At 42.6% G+C, this 18,266-nt stretch carries 21 protein-coding genes and 1 pseudogene; 2 read left to right on the plus strand and 20 right to left on the minus strand.

Going from position 1 to position 18,266, the window contains the following annotated elements; genetic code table 11:
• The 4 genes from AC1DVJ_RS19855 to AC1DVJ_RS19870 form a co-directional block, all read right to left on the minus strand.
• Nucleotides 1-2,357: restriction endonuclease (locus AC1DVJ_RS19855; protein WP_477593008.1), on the minus strand; the 2,357-nt coding region annotated here is incomplete at its 3' end.
• 258 nt (nt 2,358-2,615) lie between these two features.
• Nucleotides 2,616-3,167, minus strand: a complete 552-nt coding sequence (locus AC1DVJ_RS19860) for a hypothetical protein (protein ID WP_477592953.1) — start codon at nt 3,165-3,167, stop codon at nt 2,616-2,618.
• Between the two features lie 61 nt (nt 3,168-3,228).
• A complete protein-coding gene (locus AC1DVJ_RS19865) occupies nt 3,229-4,569 on the minus strand; it encodes a hypothetical protein (protein ID WP_477592954.1) in 1,341 nt (446 codons plus the stop codon).
• A 234-nt stretch (nt 4,570-4,803) separates the two neighbouring features.
• Nucleotides 4,804-5,328 carry a hypothetical protein gene (locus AC1DVJ_RS19870; RefSeq protein ID WP_477592955.1) on the minus strand — a complete coding sequence of 175 codons (525 nt, stop codon included), beginning with the start codon at nt 5,326-5,328 and terminating at the stop codon, nt 4,804-4,806.
• 463 nt (nt 5,329-5,791) lie between these two features.
• Between AC1DVJ_RS19870 and AC1DVJ_RS19875 the strand changes: the two genes are divergently transcribed.
• A complete protein-coding gene (locus tag AC1DVJ_RS19875) occupies nt 5,792-6,040 on the plus strand; it encodes a hypothetical protein (RefSeq protein ID WP_477592956.1) in 249 nt (82 codons plus the stop codon).
• A gap of 43 nt (nt 6,041-6,083) precedes the next feature.
• Here the strand turns inward: AC1DVJ_RS19875 and AC1DVJ_RS19880 are convergent, their stop codons facing one another.
• The 4 genes and pseudogenes from AC1DVJ_RS19880 to AC1DVJ_RS19895 form a co-directional block, all read right to left on the minus strand.
• A complete protein-coding gene (locus tag AC1DVJ_RS19880) occupies nt 6,084-6,380 on the minus strand; it encodes an SOS response-associated peptidase family protein (RefSeq protein WP_477593009.1) in 297 nt (98 codons plus the stop codon).
• A complete protein-coding gene (locus AC1DVJ_RS19885; protein ID WP_477593010.1) occupies nt 6,307-6,642 on the minus strand; it encodes an SOS response-associated peptidase in 336 nt (111 codons plus the stop codon). Before AC1DVJ_RS19885 ends, AC1DVJ_RS19880 begins: the two co-directional genes overlap by 74 nt.
• A complete protein-coding gene (locus AC1DVJ_RS19890) occupies nt 6,612-6,740 on the minus strand; it encodes a hypothetical protein (RefSeq protein ID WP_477592957.1) in 129 nt (42 codons plus the stop codon). The genes AC1DVJ_RS19885 and AC1DVJ_RS19890 overlap by 31 nt, the downstream gene beginning before the upstream one ends.
• A 122-nt stretch (nt 6,741-6,862) precedes the next feature.
• A pseudogene (locus AC1DVJ_RS19895) lies at nt 6,863-6,967 on the minus strand (tyrosine-type recombinase/integrase); the annotation flags it as partial.
• 585 nt (nt 6,968-7,552) lie between these two features.
• Here AC1DVJ_RS19895 and AC1DVJ_RS19900 point away from each other — a divergent pair.
• The gene (locus tag AC1DVJ_RS19900) at nt 7,553-7,699 is read left to right on the plus strand and encodes a hypothetical protein (protein ID WP_477592958.1); all 147 of its coding nucleotides are present in this window, start codon (nt 7,553-7,555) and stop codon (nt 7,697-7,699) included.
• A gap of 322 nt (nt 7,700-8,021) precedes the next feature.
• Here AC1DVJ_RS19900 and AC1DVJ_RS19905 read toward each other — a convergent pair whose 3' ends face one another.
• From AC1DVJ_RS19905 to AC1DVJ_RS19960, 12 genes are all read right to left on the minus strand, one after another.
• Nucleotides 8,022-8,471 (minus strand): NanQ anomerase/TabA/YiaL family protein, encoded by a 450-nt coding sequence (locus AC1DVJ_RS19905; RefSeq protein ID WP_477592959.1) that lies wholly within the window; start codon nt 8,469-8,471, stop codon nt 8,022-8,024.
• 31 nt (nt 8,472-8,502) lie between these two features.
• Nucleotides 8,503-8,907, minus strand: coding sequence for an alpha/beta hydrolase family protein (locus AC1DVJ_RS19910; RefSeq protein WP_477592960.1), 405 nt, complete (start codon nt 8,905-8,907; stop codon nt 8,503-8,505).
• Nucleotides 8,908-9,289: 382 nt separating this feature from the next.
• Complete coding sequence (locus tag AC1DVJ_RS19915; protein ID WP_477592961.1) at nt 9,290-10,012, minus strand: glycerophosphodiester phosphodiesterase; 723 nt, start codon at nt 10,010-10,012, stop codon at nt 9,290-9,292.
• 16 nt (nt 10,013-10,028) lie between these two features.
• The gene (locus tag AC1DVJ_RS19920) at nt 10,029-10,265 is read right to left on the minus strand and encodes an NAD(P)-dependent oxidoreductase (RefSeq protein ID WP_477592962.1); all 237 of its coding nucleotides are present in this window, start codon (nt 10,263-10,265) and stop codon (nt 10,029-10,031) included.
• 29 nt (nt 10,266-10,294) lie between these two features.
• Nucleotides 10,295-11,161 carry a carbon-nitrogen hydrolase family protein gene (locus AC1DVJ_RS19925; protein WP_477592963.1) on the minus strand — a complete coding sequence of 289 codons (867 nt, stop codon included), beginning with the start codon at nt 11,159-11,161 and terminating at the stop codon, nt 10,295-10,297.
• A gap of 260 nt (nt 11,162-11,421) precedes the next feature.
• Nucleotides 11,422-12,441, minus strand: a complete 1,020-nt coding sequence (locus AC1DVJ_RS19930; protein ID WP_477592964.1) for a Gfo/Idh/MocA family protein — start codon at nt 12,439-12,441, stop codon at nt 11,422-11,424.
• Nucleotides 12,435-13,271, minus strand: coding sequence for an SDR family NAD(P)-dependent oxidoreductase (locus AC1DVJ_RS19935; RefSeq protein WP_477592965.1), 837 nt, complete (start codon nt 13,269-13,271; stop codon nt 12,435-12,437). The genes AC1DVJ_RS19930 and AC1DVJ_RS19935 overlap by 7 nt, the downstream gene beginning before the upstream one ends.
• 23 nt (nt 13,272-13,294) lie before the next feature.
• On the minus strand, nt 13,295-14,671 hold the full coding sequence (locus tag AC1DVJ_RS19940; protein WP_477592966.1) for a hypothetical protein: 1,377 nt from the start codon (nt 14,669-14,671) through the stop codon (nt 13,295-13,297).
• Between the two features lie 41 nt (nt 14,672-14,712).
• Entirely contained in the window at nt 14,713-15,297 is a 585-nt protein-coding gene (locus tag AC1DVJ_RS19945; protein WP_477592967.1) for a DJ-1/PfpI family protein, read from the minus strand.
• Nucleotides 15,298-15,312: 15 nt separating this feature from the next.
• Nucleotides 15,313-16,185, minus strand: a complete 873-nt coding sequence (locus AC1DVJ_RS19950; RefSeq protein ID WP_477592968.1) for an N-acetylneuraminate lyase — start codon at nt 16,183-16,185, stop codon at nt 15,313-15,315.
• 32 nt (nt 16,186-16,217) lie between these two features.
• Nucleotides 16,218-17,186, minus strand: coding sequence for a Gfo/Idh/MocA family protein (locus AC1DVJ_RS19955; RefSeq protein WP_477592969.1), 969 nt, complete (start codon nt 17,184-17,186; stop codon nt 16,218-16,220).
• 19 nt (nt 17,187-17,205) lie between these two features.
• Nucleotides 17,206-18,213: a Gfo/Idh/MocA family protein gene (locus AC1DVJ_RS19960; protein ID WP_477592970.1), complete on the minus strand. Its 1,008-nt coding sequence runs from the start codon at nt 18,211-18,213 to the stop codon at nt 17,206-17,208.
• Nucleotides 18,214-18,266: the final 53 nt, after the last annotated feature.

Below are 18,266 nucleotides of genomic sequence, written 5' to 3' on the forward strand. Positions count from 1 at the left end.
ACCCTCTCAGGAGGAGCTTCTCCTAAAAAGTTTGAGATTCGTCCACCTTTTCGACCTGAATTGGTTATCTTAGGAAAACCAGGTTTGGTATGTCCTTTTGTACTTTCTAATACATTAATTAATTTATTAGATTTATACTCAGTCAATCCTACTCCCTTCAACCAACCATTAATGATATTTATATATGACTTTTGTGTCTTATCCGCAAACATTGAGGAATCATAGGTTTCTTTGAAATACTCTCCGAACTCCTCCATAGAGATTTGGAAGTTAACTCCTGATCCTTCAATGATATTTTTATACAAGATATGTTTGTTAAAGAAATCTACAACTTTTTGAAAGGCTTCTTCCTCATTTTCATGTAAAAATTTAAGGTTTTCCCCTTGTCTTGTTGCATTTCCAAGCATTACGAAGTCTCTTACTATATTTTCAGCAGCATCTCTACCGATTCCTAAATTGGAAGCAAAAACTGAGATTGTTGTAGATCTAAGATTAAAAAGCACTATCAAGGCTATACAATATCTTCTAAACTGGGTTTGTGGAATGTAGGCCACAGGTATATGAGGAACCGTGCCAGTAAGAATATAATCACGAAATATATCCCAATAAAGGATTAATCTTTGCCCTTTTCTTAAGATAATACGTTTATTAATTAATGATTGGACGGTCATATCACCGTAAAGCTCAACTACTTGAAAAAATTCAATAGGGGATTCTTGAGCTACCTTTTTAACACAAGCAAGTTCAGCAGTAGTTAATTCACTTGTATCTTTTTCAAATAAATCACTTATGCTTAGGCCTTTTCCTAAAATTTCATCTTGGTGAATGCCGCTTTCTACCAAAGAAAAAACATGGATACAGAGCTTTTTTAATAACCAAGGATACCCCTGACAATGGTCCTTTAGATATTTTTTCAATATTGGGTTTAGCGGTTCACCTAATTCTTTTGAGAATATAGAAAGAGCCTTATTTATATCTTTATCAATAAAAGGACTTAAAGAAAATTCCCTTCGTCTGTCTGCCAGTCCATGCCATAAATGATAAGCAGGATGATCGGTAGGAACAGTTCCGTCTGTTTTCCAAGCAAAACCTATAATAAAATTTTCTCGAATACTATCGACAGAATTACTTAGACGACGAATACTTTCAAAAAGTGGAAAAAGTTCTTTTTTCGAAAAAATCTCTTCAAATTGATCAAACAACAAAACAATTACTTTATTTTCAGACTTAAGAGTCTCAATAATCTCATTGATTGATTGGTCAGAAAGTGGATTATTCGTGTCTGAAATTTTAATTGGTGTATTGGGTTTTTTTATAAAATTTGATTTAATAGCAGAATTGAGACACTCTATTAATGAGAACTCTGCATATCTATGACTTGTGGCTGCACGAACGTCGACAGCATATACGTAGTTTTTGTTCTTATGTCGTGAGGTTCTAGACTTCTCAACAAGCTTAAGTAGTACAGAGCTTTTCCCCCAGCCAGAAGGGGCTTTTAAAGCCAAGAGTCTGGTTGAAATAGTAGAATTTCTAACATTATCAATAAATTTAAAAATTTCTTGAAGAAGTTCATCTCTCCCTACAAAATCCTGAGGGCGTGACGGTCGATAGTCTGCCCATTGATCTCCAGCAGAAACTGTTACAATACTATATGCTTCTTGGGTCAACTGATCTTCAATTACTCTTTCATTATTATCGTCGTTATGATAAAGCCAGTCCAATTCATGAAACGAAGACGGTATTTTCGCAATTGAATCCACGGTTTGTTGATTGGTGACCGGCTCACCTGTTTTAGAGTCAAATAGCATTACTGCATAAGGTATGCCAGCGGATGCATGAATTAATGGAACGGCCCAAAAACGCCCAAGGTTAGTGATCAATAATGTTACATTTTCTGAAAACTTTCCGTTAGACGGGTATCTTAATGAGAGAGGGTTACATACTTTACCTGAACCCACAATTAAATCAATCAATCGATCAGGGAAATATATTTGGAGTTTTTTTCTTTGATCGAAAGGTTTCTTCTCCCACTCTTCAACAAATCCCTTTGCATCTTTTCCAAGAGAGCCTGTTGATAAAAGCCAGCCAGAAGAAACGTTTCTATAAACAACATTTCCTAGTAATTTTGTAAATACATCAGCTGAAATAGTGTTGGTATCTTTATAGGCTTTGCATTCGACATAGATTTCTTCGGAGGAGATTTTATGTTTTGCTAATAAGTCTACTTCAATCCCGGTTAGTCTAACTTCTTCTATAACCTCAAATTGCATAGATTCAAGAACTTCTCTACCTAGATTTTCTAACAATTTTCCTTTTTGAGTTGTTGTAGTACTTTCGCTAACCGCTATTTCTATCATTGCGACCAAACCATCACGCACCTTAATTGAGTTGATTTCCTATTATTAACATTATACTTCTGTCAATTAAATATATAAAGAAGTATTAGTGATTGTTTATATTAATAACTGTATTATGTCAGATTACTTTAGGAAAGAGCGAAAACATCGATGGTGCTGAAAATTTTGAAAAAAGCACTGTCCTTTAGTTTAATACGGGCCGAAGCACTCTGTAATTGCAATTTGCCTTTTCTTTTCAGCGGTCAAAAATTACAATCTTTATTTCACAGAGTTTTTGAATTCGAATCGCTTCTTCCTTCTTAAAAAGCGGCGAAACTGTCTGTATCGATAAACGAATCCTTCTTTTAGAAAATTATTCCTGCGATAAGGTAGATGAAGCTTTTTCCTTAAATTATTGTATTCTTTGAAGACATACTTTAGGAACTTTGCATCAGAATCATATGATGGCCATTGTACATGGGACATCGAAAAATGGTATTGGTCTTCGGCAAAACTATTAATAAACATCTCTAATTTGTCATCAGCATACCTGGTGTGTTCTTTCAGTATTGCCTCTATTGCATTGAATTGAGAATCTACAATGCCATCGTATCCGTCTCCTGGATGAATCTGTGATAAAATTACTTTTACGATAGGCTCATATATATATTCCAAACGTTTAGTTCTCTGTGTTCTTTTTAATTCACGGTCTGATCGCACATTGGTGAAATAATGTGTGAAAAAACTCCCTGCGATTCCAGCACCTAGTAATGAAGTAATAATGGCGCCAAGGACTACCGGCTGCGTAATAACACTATAGTCAATATTCATACGAGTAACTAAATCCTCCATTCAAATCACAACTAAAAATTAATCAGATACTCTTAGATAATTATTCTCCAAGAAGTGCGTGCTTCATATTTTCCATCATTGCATAAATTGAAAAAAGTCTGTCTTCGCCTGTTTCATCAAAAAGGCGAATTACCTCTTCACATTTCTCGATATGAGAATTAAACCCGGAATTCACATCTAAACGTCCTGATTTTTGAAATCGTTCGATTAACAAGCGATAATTATCGATCCGACTTACTGGATTTGGAATTATTATTTTGTCTGCTTTAACGATGGTTGGTGCTAGCGGGACAACTGTTTTCATTTTAAATAAAGAAACCCGATCGTGAAGTTGTTGAATTAGTTTTGCATTTGCATTTACTTCCTTTGTCATCATCTTTTCTTTTTCAATCTGTACTTGTTCTTCCAATTCAAAATACTTCTGGATAGTATCTTGAATGTAGAATTCTTGTAACGCAGTCTCATCAGTACCGTACCATTTAAATTCAGTTTTACTTGTATCCAAAGAAAGTAGCTGATCAATTGGAATAGAAAGGGCTTTATGAAGCGTATATCCCCACGCATGAGCAGTAGCAGCTCTTTGGGACTGAATAGGAATGAATCTAACTAAGTGCCCCTCAAAGGTATTCATGTCAATGTACACCAGGCTACAAACGCTCAACGGATGTATGCTATGGTTTATCGGGAGTTGCACAATGGCATTCTCCCCCATGTCGCGAATTAACTGACTAACAATCTCCTGCCATTTCTCATCGAAGGCGGTCGTTCGCATCATTACTCTTTCAGCTTTATATAAGCTAATTTGAGGCTTATCAGCATGCTGTGAGTACCAGGCACTATCCAATAAGAAAAACGGCTTAAACCCTGCTTTATTGTAAGTCTCTAATCGTTTTTGAATTGCGGTATGGTAGCCATCGTCACTCCGAGAACCTGTTATATAATCAACAGCCCAAATATCACCGTTCGGAAAATAGATGAGTAGGTCAGGAATAATCCTCAGGATCTCCTTGTAAAGATATCCGTATTGAATTTCTGCCCCGTGTATCTTAAGTTGACCCTCAAGAAGTTCTTTCAACAATACTTTCCCAGTATGGTGCTGCTTTTGGTTCTCAGTAGTCCTGGTTGTCGTATATCGTGTATAGTTCTCTGATCCGGGACAAGATAGCTTATCAGAATGGCGAAAGAAGCATGCACGATCCTCATTTAGGACCATCTCTACCGGTGAATTGCAACATAAACATGCAATCCCCTTTGCCCTTGATGCTTTACGGTACTTATCCTCCATCTCTTTTTTGACGAGTTCCCAACTCATTCCTGGTGGATACGATCTACGTAAATGTTCAATATCAATTTCGTCAAATAAGGCTCGAGCTACTTCCATTAATGATCACCTACGATTCTATTATGGGTTGAGTGTTGCAAATGGAATATAAACATTAACGACTTAATTTCCACGCATTTACCTCGTTTAGAGGGTGATATTCTTAGGAGAAAACTCATCTAATATAAATACAACACTACAACGGGTATTCCTTCCAATATTCGACAAATATAATCACTAGATCAGTTTGAGTACCTGGTTTGTACTMTTCTAAGGCTTAGTCCATTCGAGATGCTAGAACGCAGATATATCATTTAGCCCTAAAATCTCCAGCATAATGTCTTCGATCCACTCAACGTCCAGCAATGGTATATAGACGTCAATCGAAATTTTTAATCCTAAATGCTCATCATCGTGGTCACAGGTATCTTTCTGATTTAATTTGCCCAATAATTTATAGGCACCTTTACCTAAATTTAGAAGAATAGAGCGCTGTTCTCGAAAAGTAGCCTCAGGAAATAGTTCTAGGACGCTTTTAGCCGCCGCTCTCATAATGCTCGTTATCTCCCATTCAACCCCCTTAAGCACTACTGCAGCAGCTCTCATATCATCACCGTTGGCGAGAGCAACAAGAAATTTTGCCGCCGCTCCAGTGTGAATGAAGTGGAACCACAAATTCCATTCAAAGTGGGCCGGTATTAAAGTAGTTACTGAGCATTCCTCCCCTACTTCTGTAAGAATTGGCTCATTTCTCAAAAAGTTCTTCGCAGAGGCCCAGACAGTTGTTTGTTCTCCATAATATTGATTAATGATCTCCATAAATAAATCAATTCCTCCTTTTTAGCCCTCTGACGAAAAAAGCACCGAACAAATAGAGGGTTCCCCCCCTATCCGTTCGGTGCTTMCGCTACGGCATCGCCTATTGGCTTTCATTTATCATATCATCTCAAAGATGGTTTTGTCGATTCACGAATGTAAATATAAGAGTTCAGCATACTCATTTTAATTTACTTCGCTTAATATCGGATCACGTTATGTTTAAGATTACGGATATAGATTGACATCCTTAGTAATCTGCGAGGAGAAGATCCCCTCGCGCCTGTATTCGTCCCCGTATCGGGATGCCAGTTGCCGCGTTTTGTTACTCGCAAAAATATAGATGCTGATAGGAACCGACAAGCGTTAAATCTATCTACTAAACTGAAAATCTATGAGACTAGTATACAAATCTATTATCTGGGTAATACTATAAATTATCATTCTTAGGAAGAGGGGTCTTATATTGAAGAATGTAATAAAATTACGTTTCAAACCTAAACTTAGCCATATGCCAACAATTGATATGTATATGCACGCAGCTCGTCTGCAAATGCTAATGAAGATATATCAGGATACTGTTGATTTCTATCACCTACTACAACCAAATGACCAAGCAAAGATTGATGAAATCGAACGTGAGATAAACCACATTTTAATTAATATGGATCATTGCGCCAAGCAAAATAAAAAAGAAGCGTTGGGCCAACTGTAGGCTTAACGCTTCTTTCATTATGTACGCGTATTCCAATAGCGGATTACGCGTGGAGCTCCGTACCGGGGCACACCTCTAAAACAGAGTTTGTTGCTGGCGGCTGCTTCTGGGATCGATCCTCAAGAATCAATACAGGAGAATTGTAATTGGGGCTTCCAACAATCTGGGAAACAGGATATGCTTCCATCTCATGAGCTGAAAAAGGTTTAAGCATGGTCCTTAAGGATGAAATGTCTTTATAACCTCGATCTAGCCAACGAGCCTCGTCATCTGGATGTATTATTACTGGCATTCTGTCGTGGATGGGAGAAAAAGTCAAATTCAGAGAAGACGTCAGTATGAGAGAATGAACTTACCTTCCCTTCGGGACCATCCCAGGTATCGTATATTCCTGCCAAAGAAAAGATGCTACGGTTTTTCATTACGATGCGCATCGGCTGCTTTCCATAGCTCATTTGCTGCCACTCATATACGCCATCGACCGGAATAATTGCCCGCCGCCTTTGAAATGATTCTCTGAAAGCTGGCTTTTCCGTTATCGTTTCGGATCGCGCGTTGATTGTCTGACTAGCTATTTTTGCATCTTTTGCCCACCGCGGTATAAGTCCCCATTGGAGAAATCCTGCTCGTCGCCGTGATCCGTCATGGATGATTGTAACTTAACCCATAAGTTTGCCGCATTGGAAAGCTTATGCTTCAAATTAAACGTGGCAAACTTATGCTTCCAAAACAAAGATGAAATGCTCGAGAATGCAGGAATTATACGCGAATATTGTGAGGATTTCGTGAGAATCGGAGACTCATGGTACGCTCACCGCGCAATTAGGCGTAAATCTGAGTTGTAGATGCCTTCTCATGTCCGAGAATCGCCTGTATAAATTCTAACGGTGCACCATTATCTAACAATTGGCAGGCATAGGTATTGCGGAATCGGTGTGGATAGCTTTACAAGAATCATTTCGGCTTTCGAAATCTTCTTGTCTATTCGCCTAGGGTATTTTGTTCTTATTACATGACTTTATTATCGATAATTCACAAAAGCGCATAGAATCAAGGTTTTCGTGAATTATCGTTGTAACATCTTTAACAAAGGGAACCGTTTTTCACTTGCTTGCGTTACCCTTTTGTTACCCTCAGCGAATAGTCAAATTAATCAAAGAGCTTTTCATCGTGTGTTCTTTCACAACTGCTTCCAAGAGATTCTTACGCCGCGAGTTCCTCCTACGACCGTTATTAACATCATGGCAGTAGCGTACTGTAACATCTTTAACGGTTGTTAATGGCGATATATCAAGGCTTGTGCTTACTTCTCACTGTAACATCATTTATATTAAATCATTGAATTTTACAGTATTGCGTGAGCAATTTATGATCATCTATTCGACCACATTATGTGGTCTTTTTTTTGTGAAGTTGGTTCTATTGGGGAGCGTATTTACCTGTTCAGTTCTAGGACCCGATGAAGCCTATGCAGCCGAGCTGACCTCTATTAAAGAACATTATTAGACAAAAATGAAAGAGGCCATTTCCCATTTGGCATTAGCCGAAGCAATTGATGCACAGATTAAGGTGTTTTATTTTACGGCAACGGATTTTCCGATTATTGAGGGGTTGCGCTTGAAGTTGCAAGCGGAGTTGGGGAAACTGATTGGCTTGTAGCAGCTTATGAAATAAAGGCGCGCGGACTAATATGTTCTGCGCCCATTTTTCATTAGCTGTACTACTCTAAATCACAGCGCTTATCTTTCAAAGTGCCAGACAGCTTCATGTACGGACCCTGTCGTATCGGCCAGTACTTCAATCATTTCATTTCCCCCTCATCGTGCTGCCTCGCAGTTATAGATTTTTTCATGATGAATGTACCAAATAAAATTAAAACGCTTCCATGATCATAATTTACTTTTCATGAACAATTCCGTTCAAACAAAAAAGACAGTCCTTCACCCGCATTATGTGCGGACGAGAGAGAAGATCTTGCTAGTCAGATTAATACTTTGACAACTATTTTCTTCACCGGCTCCGGCTGCTGTACGGCAATACAGGGCATATGGACGTCCTGCGGCGCCAAGATCGTAAAATCCCCTGCTTGAAGCTCGAAGAAAGTTCCATCGCCATCGAACAAAGCATAATCACCATCAGCCGTATACTCTCTCGATACTTGCATCATATCGATTGGGGCATATCCGATTCGTTCAGCACCGGCGGCCACGAATTGAATGTCGAAATAGCGTCTGTGTGCCTCCCACTTCCCCGCATCAGGCTGCTTGCTGTCGTAATGCTGCATTAGAAAGTAAATATCGCTGCCTTCAATCTCGTACTTGCCCGGTTCCAGATCGACAATTGAGTTTTCCTGTAAGTAACGTAATCCTGTTGCAAGCCTCGGATGCACTCCGTAGTACTGGGAAGCATTTTTTAAGCTGTCGATAATCATTGTTTCACACTCACCCTTCAATCTCCGTCTTTTAGCAAAAACCGGGCGCCTTTCCGATACAAATCTTTACTAACCATATGACCTGAATCAAATGTACAATAAACTTGACCGGTGATGACGCTTCTGCATGTCCATCACACAACCATCGGTCATAAAATTTGCAGCAGCTGAGAGTGCTCACGCGTTTGTCGTGATAGCCGATTAACATATACAGCAGTTTATCGAAGATACGATGCGTATAGTTGGATAGGCGCAGGCGATTTACTGATTCGGCATCCTTCTGATCCGCGAACTCAGAAAGATCATTCCAATTCGTAACTGGTGCGAATACGGCCGCCTTGACAATTCTAGGTTCCGACACAGGTAAACGGAAAGCCATGTAACCGCCTCTTGATGTTCCGCCCACCACGATCCGATGCGGTTCGACGATCCCCAAGCGGTTACTCCCCTCTACAAGTGCTTTCGTGTCATCCACGAATAGCTCAAAAGGATCTAGACCGTGACGGACAATGGCAGTCAGCCCTTTAATTCCTTTTCCATACTGTTCTATACGGATCCCAAGGATTGGTAAATCGAAACTTTCATGCTAGGTGCCCAGCCGCAACGAATTTATCCGCTGCGATACTGAAGGGGGATTCGAACAGTGAAGTTCGCCAGCCACAGGCAAATGTCAGAAGAATAGTCGATCTTCTAGAGTGACTGGTTCTCAGGACTCCTAACATAAAACTTCAAGTATCTGCCAGAAACTTAGATGTTGTACTCCATCCGATGTTCATCGTTCATCGGACAACTGCCTCCAAGCTTCCTGTACAAACGAGTCAGCCTTCCTCTCTTCTCGATAGTGCCTCGGACAGAACATCGGGGTTGTTAATCGTCATCCCCATAACACCGCAGCTCAAAGCGAAGTGCATGAGCTCTTCCGATGCTTTAACTCCGCAAGCTCTTACTTCTAAACCGTGGGATTGTGCCAATTGCACGTCTTCCATTTTCATTTGCTGGACTTCCGGGCAAATTTGCTGCGCTCCGATTTCTTTAAGTAAGGCGATAGATTCTTTATCAATTTTTTTAACAATTTGACCTATTTTTAGCGATGCATCCTTGGCTCGTACCGCACGCAGATTGTCATAGATAGACGAAGTGATTGTGATCCGATCTCCTACTCCGTAATGGCTAATTAGCTCCAGAACTGGTTCTTCGATGTTGCGATCCTTGAGCTCCAGAACGAGAGTGAGCGTTTTGCGGCCGAACAAGTGAAGAAACTGCTCAAGCGAGATTAGTCTCTCCCCCGTATAAACTGAGGAAAACCAGCTGCCGGCGTCCAAATCCTGCAATTCTTTCCAAGTATAATCCCCAGGAGCCCCCGAACCATTCGTCGTACGAGCGAGATCCTTATCATGATGAAGGAAGACCATGCCGTCCTTCGATATTTTCAAATCCGTTTCGAGCCCGTTCGCCCCCATCTCGATCCCTTTATAAAAGGCTGGAAGCGTATTCTCAGGAGCATAATGCGAAGCTCCCCGGTGGGCCAAGTTTAAAAACATTGTGACCCCTCCTTTCTTAATTTCCGTACAACTGGCTCTTGGACAGCTCGTTAAGCAATGGCTTGCCTTCCGCGAAGCGTCTGATATTTTCTACAAAAATGCCCCATACACGCTGCGGATAATGTATGCTTTGCGAAAAACCAGAATTGTGCGGAGCCATGATGACATTCGGGAATTTCCACACCGCTTGTTCTACTGGCATCGGGTAGTAGTAGTACGTATCCAGCGCCACACCTGCGATCCATCCTTCCACTTCTGGTATCCTGTATACCTGAACGAATCCTAAGTTAAATTTTTATGTGCTTTGGCAAGCTGTTCATACATAGATGTCTTTAAGTCTCTCAAAATTGGGAAGTATGGTCTTATTTTTCTATTGGCATCCAGATCCACTTCTCCGATTGTAATACATTCCCCTTCATAGGGTGCTTTGCAAATTATCGGATTGCCAGGCACTTTTGATTTGGTATCGCCGGCGCCAACAATAAATCCGCCGCCCCAATATTCTGTTTGTCCCTCATTTCCCACTAAATTGGTATATGCAATATTCACCGTATTTTCCATTGCTCTAACTTTTACTATTGGTTCGAAAATATCTTTCTCGAACGAAGGCGATCCAGATATTCCGACAATTAAATCCGCACCTTGCAGTGTAATCAATCGTGCAAGTTCCGGGAAAAAGATATCATAGCAAATCAACAGTCCAATTTTCCCGATAGGCGTATCATACACTGCTACTTCATCGCCATTTTTAAAAAATCTTCTGTCTGGGAATGCCCCCGGACCCATAGTATCGGTTGCATGACCGGGCAATGTATTTTTACGCCATTTCCCAATAAAGCCCGCAGGCCCAACAAGAGCAGCAGCGTTATAGAGCACCCCGCTGATGCTCTCTTCTGGCATTCCCCAAATAATATGAATATCATATTCCTTAGCAACGGTTTCAAACTTTTTAGTAGATTCTCCCGGAATTGACTCTGCAATCGAAAAAAATTGGTCACCGCAATTGTACCCCGACAATGCAAGTTCCGGGAATATAACCAAATGCGCTCCTTGTTCCGCCGCTTCAATAGTTAACTTCTTCATTTTTTCAAAATTTGCTTCTTTATCTGCAGTTACCGGTGCAATTTGACCTAAGGCTACTTTTATCACGTCAAGCCTCCTAATACAAGGTTTATGTTCTATATTACATTAAAGAAAAGAGGCATTGCACAAGTATTTACTTTCATGTTACCTAGTCCCCCGATAGGGGGTGCTGCATTAATCAGTAACATTAGAACATCAATTGTCTTGTCGGTATTCACAGCAAATAATGAGATCAACCATTTTTTCTGGTTGACCACTCTCTAGTAAAAAAGAGCTGCTGACAAGCAACTCCTTCCACTGTGAACTTTTCGGATAGCTCTTTCATGTTATTCGATAGCCGGCTTTAAGACGACGGTTTTTCCGGTCTTACTACTTTCTTTGGCAGCCCAGACGATCTGTAGGCATTTTAATCCTTCTTGAATATCCAGTTCTGGCTTCTGCCGGGTATCCAATAGTTCCAGGAAATCCCTGTCCATTTCCCGGAACATATCGTCTCTTTCCATGGTTAAGGTTTCTACGCGACATGCTTCATCGTCTTTATGATAAATATGGATACAGCAAGTGTTCCAGTCCGCCATTTCTAATAGTAAAGTTCCTTCGGTCCCTATGTATTCACTATATCTTCTTCTTCGCTGCTGGAAAAAGTCCAAATGGATACTGGACGTAAGGGATCCTTTAAATTTGATCAAGAGATCGGCGATGTCGTCGCCGGCCATCTCTAGATTGCTGAGTTTACCCGTAATAGCCGTAACGCTTGTGACAGGCTGATCGGCTATCCATTGCACATAATCCGGTTCATGACACATATCCAACGTTACGCCCACATCTTCAGAAACCACAAAGAGCTGCCGGTAATCAATGTTCGGCCTCGCTTCGGCCAAATTTTCCCCCATGGATGCCCGGATATGGATTAATCTTCCGATCTCCCCTTCCCGGACCAGCTGTTTGATTCTTCTCAACCCAGCATGATAGCGAAAGCACATAGCTACCATGACGAACCGTGATTTTACTCTCAACAAAGATTGGAGCTCCTGTACGCCATCCAGATGGACAGTCAGCGGTTTTTCTGTCATCACATCGCAGTTCGCTTCAATAGCCAGACGAGCTTGGGCAATATGTAAATGTGGGGGAGTGCATAAAATGACAGCGTCAAACTGATCCTTTAACGCTTCTTCGTATGAAGCATAACCTTGTGCACCTTGTATTTCACGGAGTGCCAAAGCGAGCTGGGAAGCGGACTGATCCGCTAAGCCGATCTGTTTGACCCCTAACTCCTTAAGGATGCGTGCGTGTCTTTTTCCAATCGAACCGCATCCAACGATCAATACTTTTTTATTCTCTACCATACCGTATAACCCCCGTCTACAATGAGGTTGTGCCCAACCAAATAGTCTGATGCCGATGAGGCAAGGAACGCGAAAGGTCCTTTCAGATCGATTTCATCGCGACCCATCCTACCCATGGGGACTTGCTTCTCATAATGATCGACGAAGGGCTTGGGTTGATTGCGAAAGAATCCCCCGGGAGAAATGCAGTTCACATTAATTCCATGCGGAGCATATGCAACGGCCAGCCCCTTCGTCAGTTGGATAACGCCCGCTTTACTCGACAAATAGTCCGGGACAGTAGGAGACAACCCCGTTCCCTCGTAGATTCTTAAATCACGAGCGACAACGCCATCAATGGAGGCAACATTGATGATTTTACCGCTTTTTTGTTTTTTCATATGCGGAATAACGGTTTTACAGCCTAGGAATACGCTTGTTAAATTAGAATCCAGAGTATACTTCCATTCGTTCAAAGGACGATGTTCCAAAAAATCAATCAAATGATCTTTATTTCTCAAATCATGTTGAGCCTGGGTTACTTTCCGCCCTCCGGCATTATTGATCAATATATCGATTTTTCCGAATTCGGAGATTATCCGACCGATAACTTCCTGCCAGTTCTCCTCGTCTGTTACCTCTAATGCAACGCCAATCACGGCAGTCTGCTTCTCCCTGCTCAATTTCTCAGCCATTGACTCAGCCTCTGCCTGGTTCCTTCTGGTTAATACAACGGTGGCTCCCAGTTCCGCCAACGCCTCGCATGCATAATAACCCAGGTTGACGCCCCCTGTAACTAAAGCTACCTTACCGGTTAAATCAAACAGATGTTGTACGGCAACTTTCTGCATGTTGTCCACCGCCTATTGGAATTTTAGATCTCTTTGCTTATAAAGTCTGAGAAACGGGTATAGTGGGGTTTTTCTCCGGGCTCGATTACGAACAGGGAGTAGAGATTGGCCTGTTTGGCCTTAATCCGAAGTCTGTATCTGATGCTGCTGGATAAGATTGATCGCTCTGCGCCAGACCAGAGCACATGATGGGAGGTGGAGTCTCCCATGACTGGAATGCATTGTTGAAGACCATACCCTTCCACGACAGTTCCGTCCAAATTAGCAATTTCAACGCGAACCCATCCATCTTTACCAACATTTGCATTTAATCTAATATCGCTAGAAGGCAAGTAACAGGGAGTCGTGATGAGTTCGCCCTCCCCATCATCGGCTCTCAATGCAACAAAACGGTCGGGCTTGATTGTCGCCATTCCCAACCCGGCCCGCTGCGAGTTGTGCTCCCAATGTCTTCCATGGATTATATTTGTACCCGCATAATAATATCGAATCTCGTCGTTAAGAAATAACGGAGAAGAAGCGCACTGTAAATTCCCCTGATCCCACTCTCCTGGCTTGCCGTGAGCGAGAAAGGCTTTCCCTTGAGCGGCCCGATGCCAAGCGTAACCAGAACGGGCGTAAACAAATTCGGCTTCTTGATAGCCGCGCATCGTGGTGGCGTCGTCAGGATCCACATGGTACATCCATAAAGAGCCGATCTCATAAGGGCCATATGGGGTTGACCCAAGCCCGTAGAACTGGGTCATTGGAGGATCCCCTGCATCTGCCTCCAATACCATGCGAGGTTCGCTGCTCCAATGCTTGAAATCCCATGATTCACTGCGAAACACCCTTCGTCCGTATGTACGCTTTCGGTGGTAAGCAACATACCTTCCGTCCGGTTGACGAAGCAATCCCATCGGACAATCGGGCCCCGTAGTTATTATTGGGTGATCTTGAACCTTCCTCCAATTTATTCCGTCTGGGCTGTGAAAGCCGAAGATCGGTGCTTTGGACCCGCCTCCAGCGCCTCCAACCAATTTATACTTCCAATCCTCGCGGGGATCCATCTCATCGTAGATGACTGCCGCACCGTGTATATCATCATCCAGAACAATGTTGGTCTTTTTGCCCTCATAGAGGAAGTTGTCAAATAATGGTTTATTCCAGACCAACCCATCGTCGCTTTCCGCATAGGCTAAATGGAGAACTAACGGCTTGGATACGACAGAGTACCACATTTGGAACGGCTTTCCTTCGACCTTAACCACGCTGCCGTACATCGTAAAATTTCCATGCTCCCACGGGTCTTCGCTCAGAAGAATAGGATTGCTTTCATACTTTACGGGTTGTTCTAATTCTCTTGTAAATCCTTGTATACGGCTGACCTGGGAATAATCCAAAAACAACATTTTCAGCATGGCGTCCCTTCTCCCTTTCCCCCTTATTAATCGTGAATTGCTTACAGTTGCCGTCTCGTTCTTTCTTCAAGAAGAAGGCGAATCCATTCTTTTACGAAATGCCCATTATCGTGGTAGGTCCTCCCGCTGATCAAATGGCCGTCCACTACACATGGCTCATCCACATAAATACCTCCGCACACTTCCAAGTCAAATCTGCATTTAGCAACTGTCGCCATCCTGCGGCCCTTCACAACACCCGCTCGGCAAGGAATTTCTACCCCATGACACACGCTTGCCACAGGCATGTTCTGGGCAAAGAAATAGCGCGTTATCTCGATTAAGGCTGGATCGTCCCTGATATATTCAGGAGCTCGCCCACCGGAGAAAAAGATGCCGAGATACTCCTCCGGATTGACATCCCTAAACGCAATATCCGCTTGAATGGTATACCCCTCATATTCCCTCGTTATAACCCAGCCAGATTGGGGTCTTTCATGCAGCACCATCGAATACCGCCGTTTATCCGGGCCAGCAACGACAGGTTCGATCCCCTCTTCCTTCACTCGATAGAAAGGATACAGCGTATCCACTGTCTCTACTGCGTCTCCGACTATAATTAAAACTTTTGACGGACTCTTACTCATGCGAACACCTTCATTTTATAGATTTTCTAGTACAGCCACTCTCAGTATTTCTTTCTCTTCATCGGTAACACGTTTGAACGGTCTTCTGCATTCTCCGAAGTCCAATCCCATTTGATTCAGAATTTCTTTTTCAGCAGGCAGGACCCCCACCTTTATGATCGCGGCAATCAGATTGTTCACTTTTGTCTGTACCTGTCCGGCTTCCGCCATTTTTCCTTCTGCAAAGAATTGTTGCATAAGAATAAACTTTTCAGCCATTACATTGTAAGTGCTTCCGATGCCTCCATCAGCCCCCATACTTAATCCGGCAAGAAACATCTCGTCAAAACCGTTATAAACGAGGGCCTCGCTGTTCATTTGTTTCACTCTCTCCAACAGGAAAAAGTCAGATGAAGTATGCTTAATTCCGATAAATCGGTTGTTGCTCAGAAACTCCCTAAAGATTTCCTGATTGAAAGTAACACCGGAGAAGGCCGGAAAATTATATATAATCATCGGTAAATTAACTTGTTGGACGATATCATAATAATATTTTCTTATTTCTTCAATTGAATAGTTATAGTAGAAAGGAGCAACGGACGATATAGCGTCAACACCAATCTTTTCCGCATGTCTACCCAGTTCGATCGCCTGATCCGTGCCAATGTTACCAATATGGTAAATGATAGAGCACTTTCCTCTTGATTCCTGGGCAGCAATATCCAGAATATACTTCCTCTCTTCCAGGGAGAGCAAGAAGGCTTCTGCCGTGCTTCCTCCTACATAAAATCCGCTAACACCCTTATCGAGATTCAGTTTGATCAGTTTTTGCAAAGCTCGTTCATTGATTTTGTTTTCTTTTGTAAATGGCGTAAGAAGAGCGGGAAAGATGCCTCTCAATTTATTCATTTCATTTACTCCTCGTCTTTATGCTCATGTTTTTATTTACCGCTGAGTAGCGCCTGGGCCAGGATCTTCTCAGCAATTTCCATTGTTTTTAGAGCATCGTTGAAATTGGAGGATGGCTGAGTTCCCGCTTTTAGACAATCGATGAACTCGCGATGTTTCGCCTGGAAGCCTCCGTACTGGAATTTCTCGTTCCCGCCCGCCACTTCGCGCGGGTCATAAGTCACACCCAACTTATCCCCATCCGTGTACAGATAGCCCTTGGTCTCCAACTCCGCTTCTGCGCAAATGTTCGGCGCATGCATTTCAACCGAGAAAATTCGTCGGCCGCTCGACCAGCTATTGAGGAGATACCCGGTTGAACCGTTGTCAAATTCAATGGTCGCAGAAATGAAGTTAATATCAGGAACCCCGATCCTCTTGGTCGTGCTCTCGATTTTAATGGCTTCTCCACCACACATCCAGCGAATCATATCGATAGAGTGTACGGTATCGTCCAGCATTCGATCTCTCGCTCCAAGGAAGGGAGAGATTTCAGATTTGTAAAATCTGCATACTGCATGTGTGATTGGACCGCGTTTCAGACATTCCTCGCGGAGCTTGACCGCCAATGGCGAGTTGCGCCTTTGAAAACTGACTTGAGTAATGCAATTGTTTTTCTCGGCGACGTAGGCTAATGCTCTGGCTTGATGCATCGTGATACCGAGAGGCTTCTCGATATAGAGATTCAAGCCGCGCTCCAGGCACCACATCCAAATATCGTACATGATATGGGGCTGTCCGATCACGTATACCGCTTGCGGACCAGTTTCTTCGATCATTTTTCGATAATCGGTATAACGGTTTTGAATCCCGTATTTATCGGCAGTTTCATGAAGTGGTCCCGGGAATAAATCGCAAATCCCCACAATTTCAACATCGTCCAAAGAATGGAGTGACGGAAAGTGAACACTATTCGCCATTTTTCCCGCTCCGATAACTGCTATCCTCACCTTCGCACTCATATGTATACCCTCCTGTTGTTCAAGTATTGAGACTATTGATCAGGATGACTTGATTTTGCTCAGCAGAAAGATTGGAAGCCTCCATCAGCTTGGTCAAATCGACAGCCAGATTAATGTTCTCATCAGCTTTCGTATTGTTTTGGATATGCGATACCCATTGCTCGTAAGCAAACGGCTCGCGTTGCGGCTTTTCTACCACAGTCCACTGCTTCGAAGCCTCCTCGCCAAACCTAGTCGTACGTAGCTGAACCGTATGTTCCGGGTACCCACATAGAAGCACACCTTCGGTGCCATGCAACTCCATACTAAACGGAGAAAAAGGATTGACAAAACTTGATTCAACAATTCCCAGTGCTCCATTAGCATATCTCAGCACCGAAACCGCATTGTCTTCCACTTCCTTGCCGGTCATATAGCCGTAACTCGCGCTTACGCTTTCAGGCATACCGAGGAACAAGCGGGCTACATACATAGGGTGGCACCCTACATCGATCAAGGCTCCTCCATAACTCTGCTCAATTGTGAAGAAATGGGAGAAGTTGCGTGGAGGATACTTCATAACGCCATGGTTCGATCTCCGCACCCTGACCGAAGTCAGTTCTCCCAACCACCCTTTCGCCAATACATCCTGGATCGCCAATGTGTAGCTTTCATACAGCTGAGGCAGAGAGACCGTTAGTTTAACACCGGATTGGTTAACCGCCGTAAGAATTTCATTACATTCCTTTAGTGTAGGAGCGAGTACTTTTTCCGTAAAAATATGCTTGCCCGCCTTCGCCGCCTTGACCATCACATCACAATGCCTGTTCGTTGGTGTGCAGACAATTACAGCGTCGATTTCCGGGTTGGCTAACAACTTATCGAGATTCTCATAATATGGAACGCAGCGATCTTCTGCTTCCTTTCTCCCGCGATCCGAATCCTCGTCCCAGAGAGCCACAATTTCCGTATTTGGATGTTCCATCGCTTGTCTATAATAGTCTTTGGCATGAATGTGCCAGAAACTGAGAATGGCTACTTTTAGCATCAATTATCTACTCCTCTTTTAAACACTCCAAGGACACAGACACTTCCGTGTCC

This window comes from Paenibacillus sp. P4_A9 (genome assembly GCF_056402415.1).

Coding starts and splice junctions, on each gene's coding strand:
- AC1DVJ_RS19870 (WP_477592955.1), bottom strand. CDS start 5,328: ATGGAGATCATTAATCAATATTATGGAGAACAAACAACTGTCTGGGCC.
- AC1DVJ_RS19960 (WP_477592970.1), bottom strand. CDS start 18,213: ATGCTAAAAGTAGCCATTCTCAGTTTCTGGCACATTCATGCCAAAGAC.
- AC1DVJ_RS19905 (WP_477592959.1), bottom strand. CDS start 8,471: ATGATTATCGACAGCTTAAAAAATGCTTCCCAGTACTACGGAGTGCAT.
- AC1DVJ_RS19860 (WP_477592953.1), bottom strand. CDS start 3,167: ATGAATATTGACTATAGTGTTATTACGCAGCCGGTAGTCCTTGGCGCC.
- AC1DVJ_RS19940 (WP_477592966.1), bottom strand. CDS start 14,671: ATGCTGAAAATGTTGTTTTTGGATTATTCCCAGGTCAGCCGTATACAA.
- AC1DVJ_RS19955 (WP_477592969.1), bottom strand. CDS start 17,186: ATGAGTGCGAAGGTGAGGATAGCAGTTATCGGAGCGGGAAAAATGGCG.
- AC1DVJ_RS19950 (WP_477592968.1), bottom strand. CDS start 16,185: ATGAATAAATTGAGAGGCATCTTTCCCGCTCTTCTTACGCCATTTACA.
- AC1DVJ_RS19935 (WP_477592965.1), bottom strand. CDS start 13,271: ATGCAGAAAGTTGCCGTACAACATCTGTTTGATTTAACCGGTAAGGTA.
- AC1DVJ_RS19915 (WP_477592961.1), bottom strand. CDS start 10,012: ATGTTTTTAAACTTGGCCCACCGGGGAGCTTCGCATTATGCTCCTGAG.
- AC1DVJ_RS19945 (WP_477592967.1), bottom strand. CDS start 15,297: ATGAGTAAGAGTCCGTCAAAAGTTTTAATTATAGTCGGAGACGCAGTA.
- AC1DVJ_RS19930 (WP_477592964.1), bottom strand. CDS start 12,441: ATGGTAGAGAATAAAAAAGTATTGATCGTTGGATGCGGTTCGATTGGA.
- AC1DVJ_RS19900 (WP_477592958.1), top strand. CDS start 7,553: ATGAAAGAGGCCATTTCCCATTTGGCATTAGCCGAAGCAATTGATGCA.
- AC1DVJ_RS19865 (WP_477592954.1), bottom strand. CDS start 4,569: ATGGAAGTAGCTCGAGCCTTATTTGACGAAATTGATATTGAACATTTA.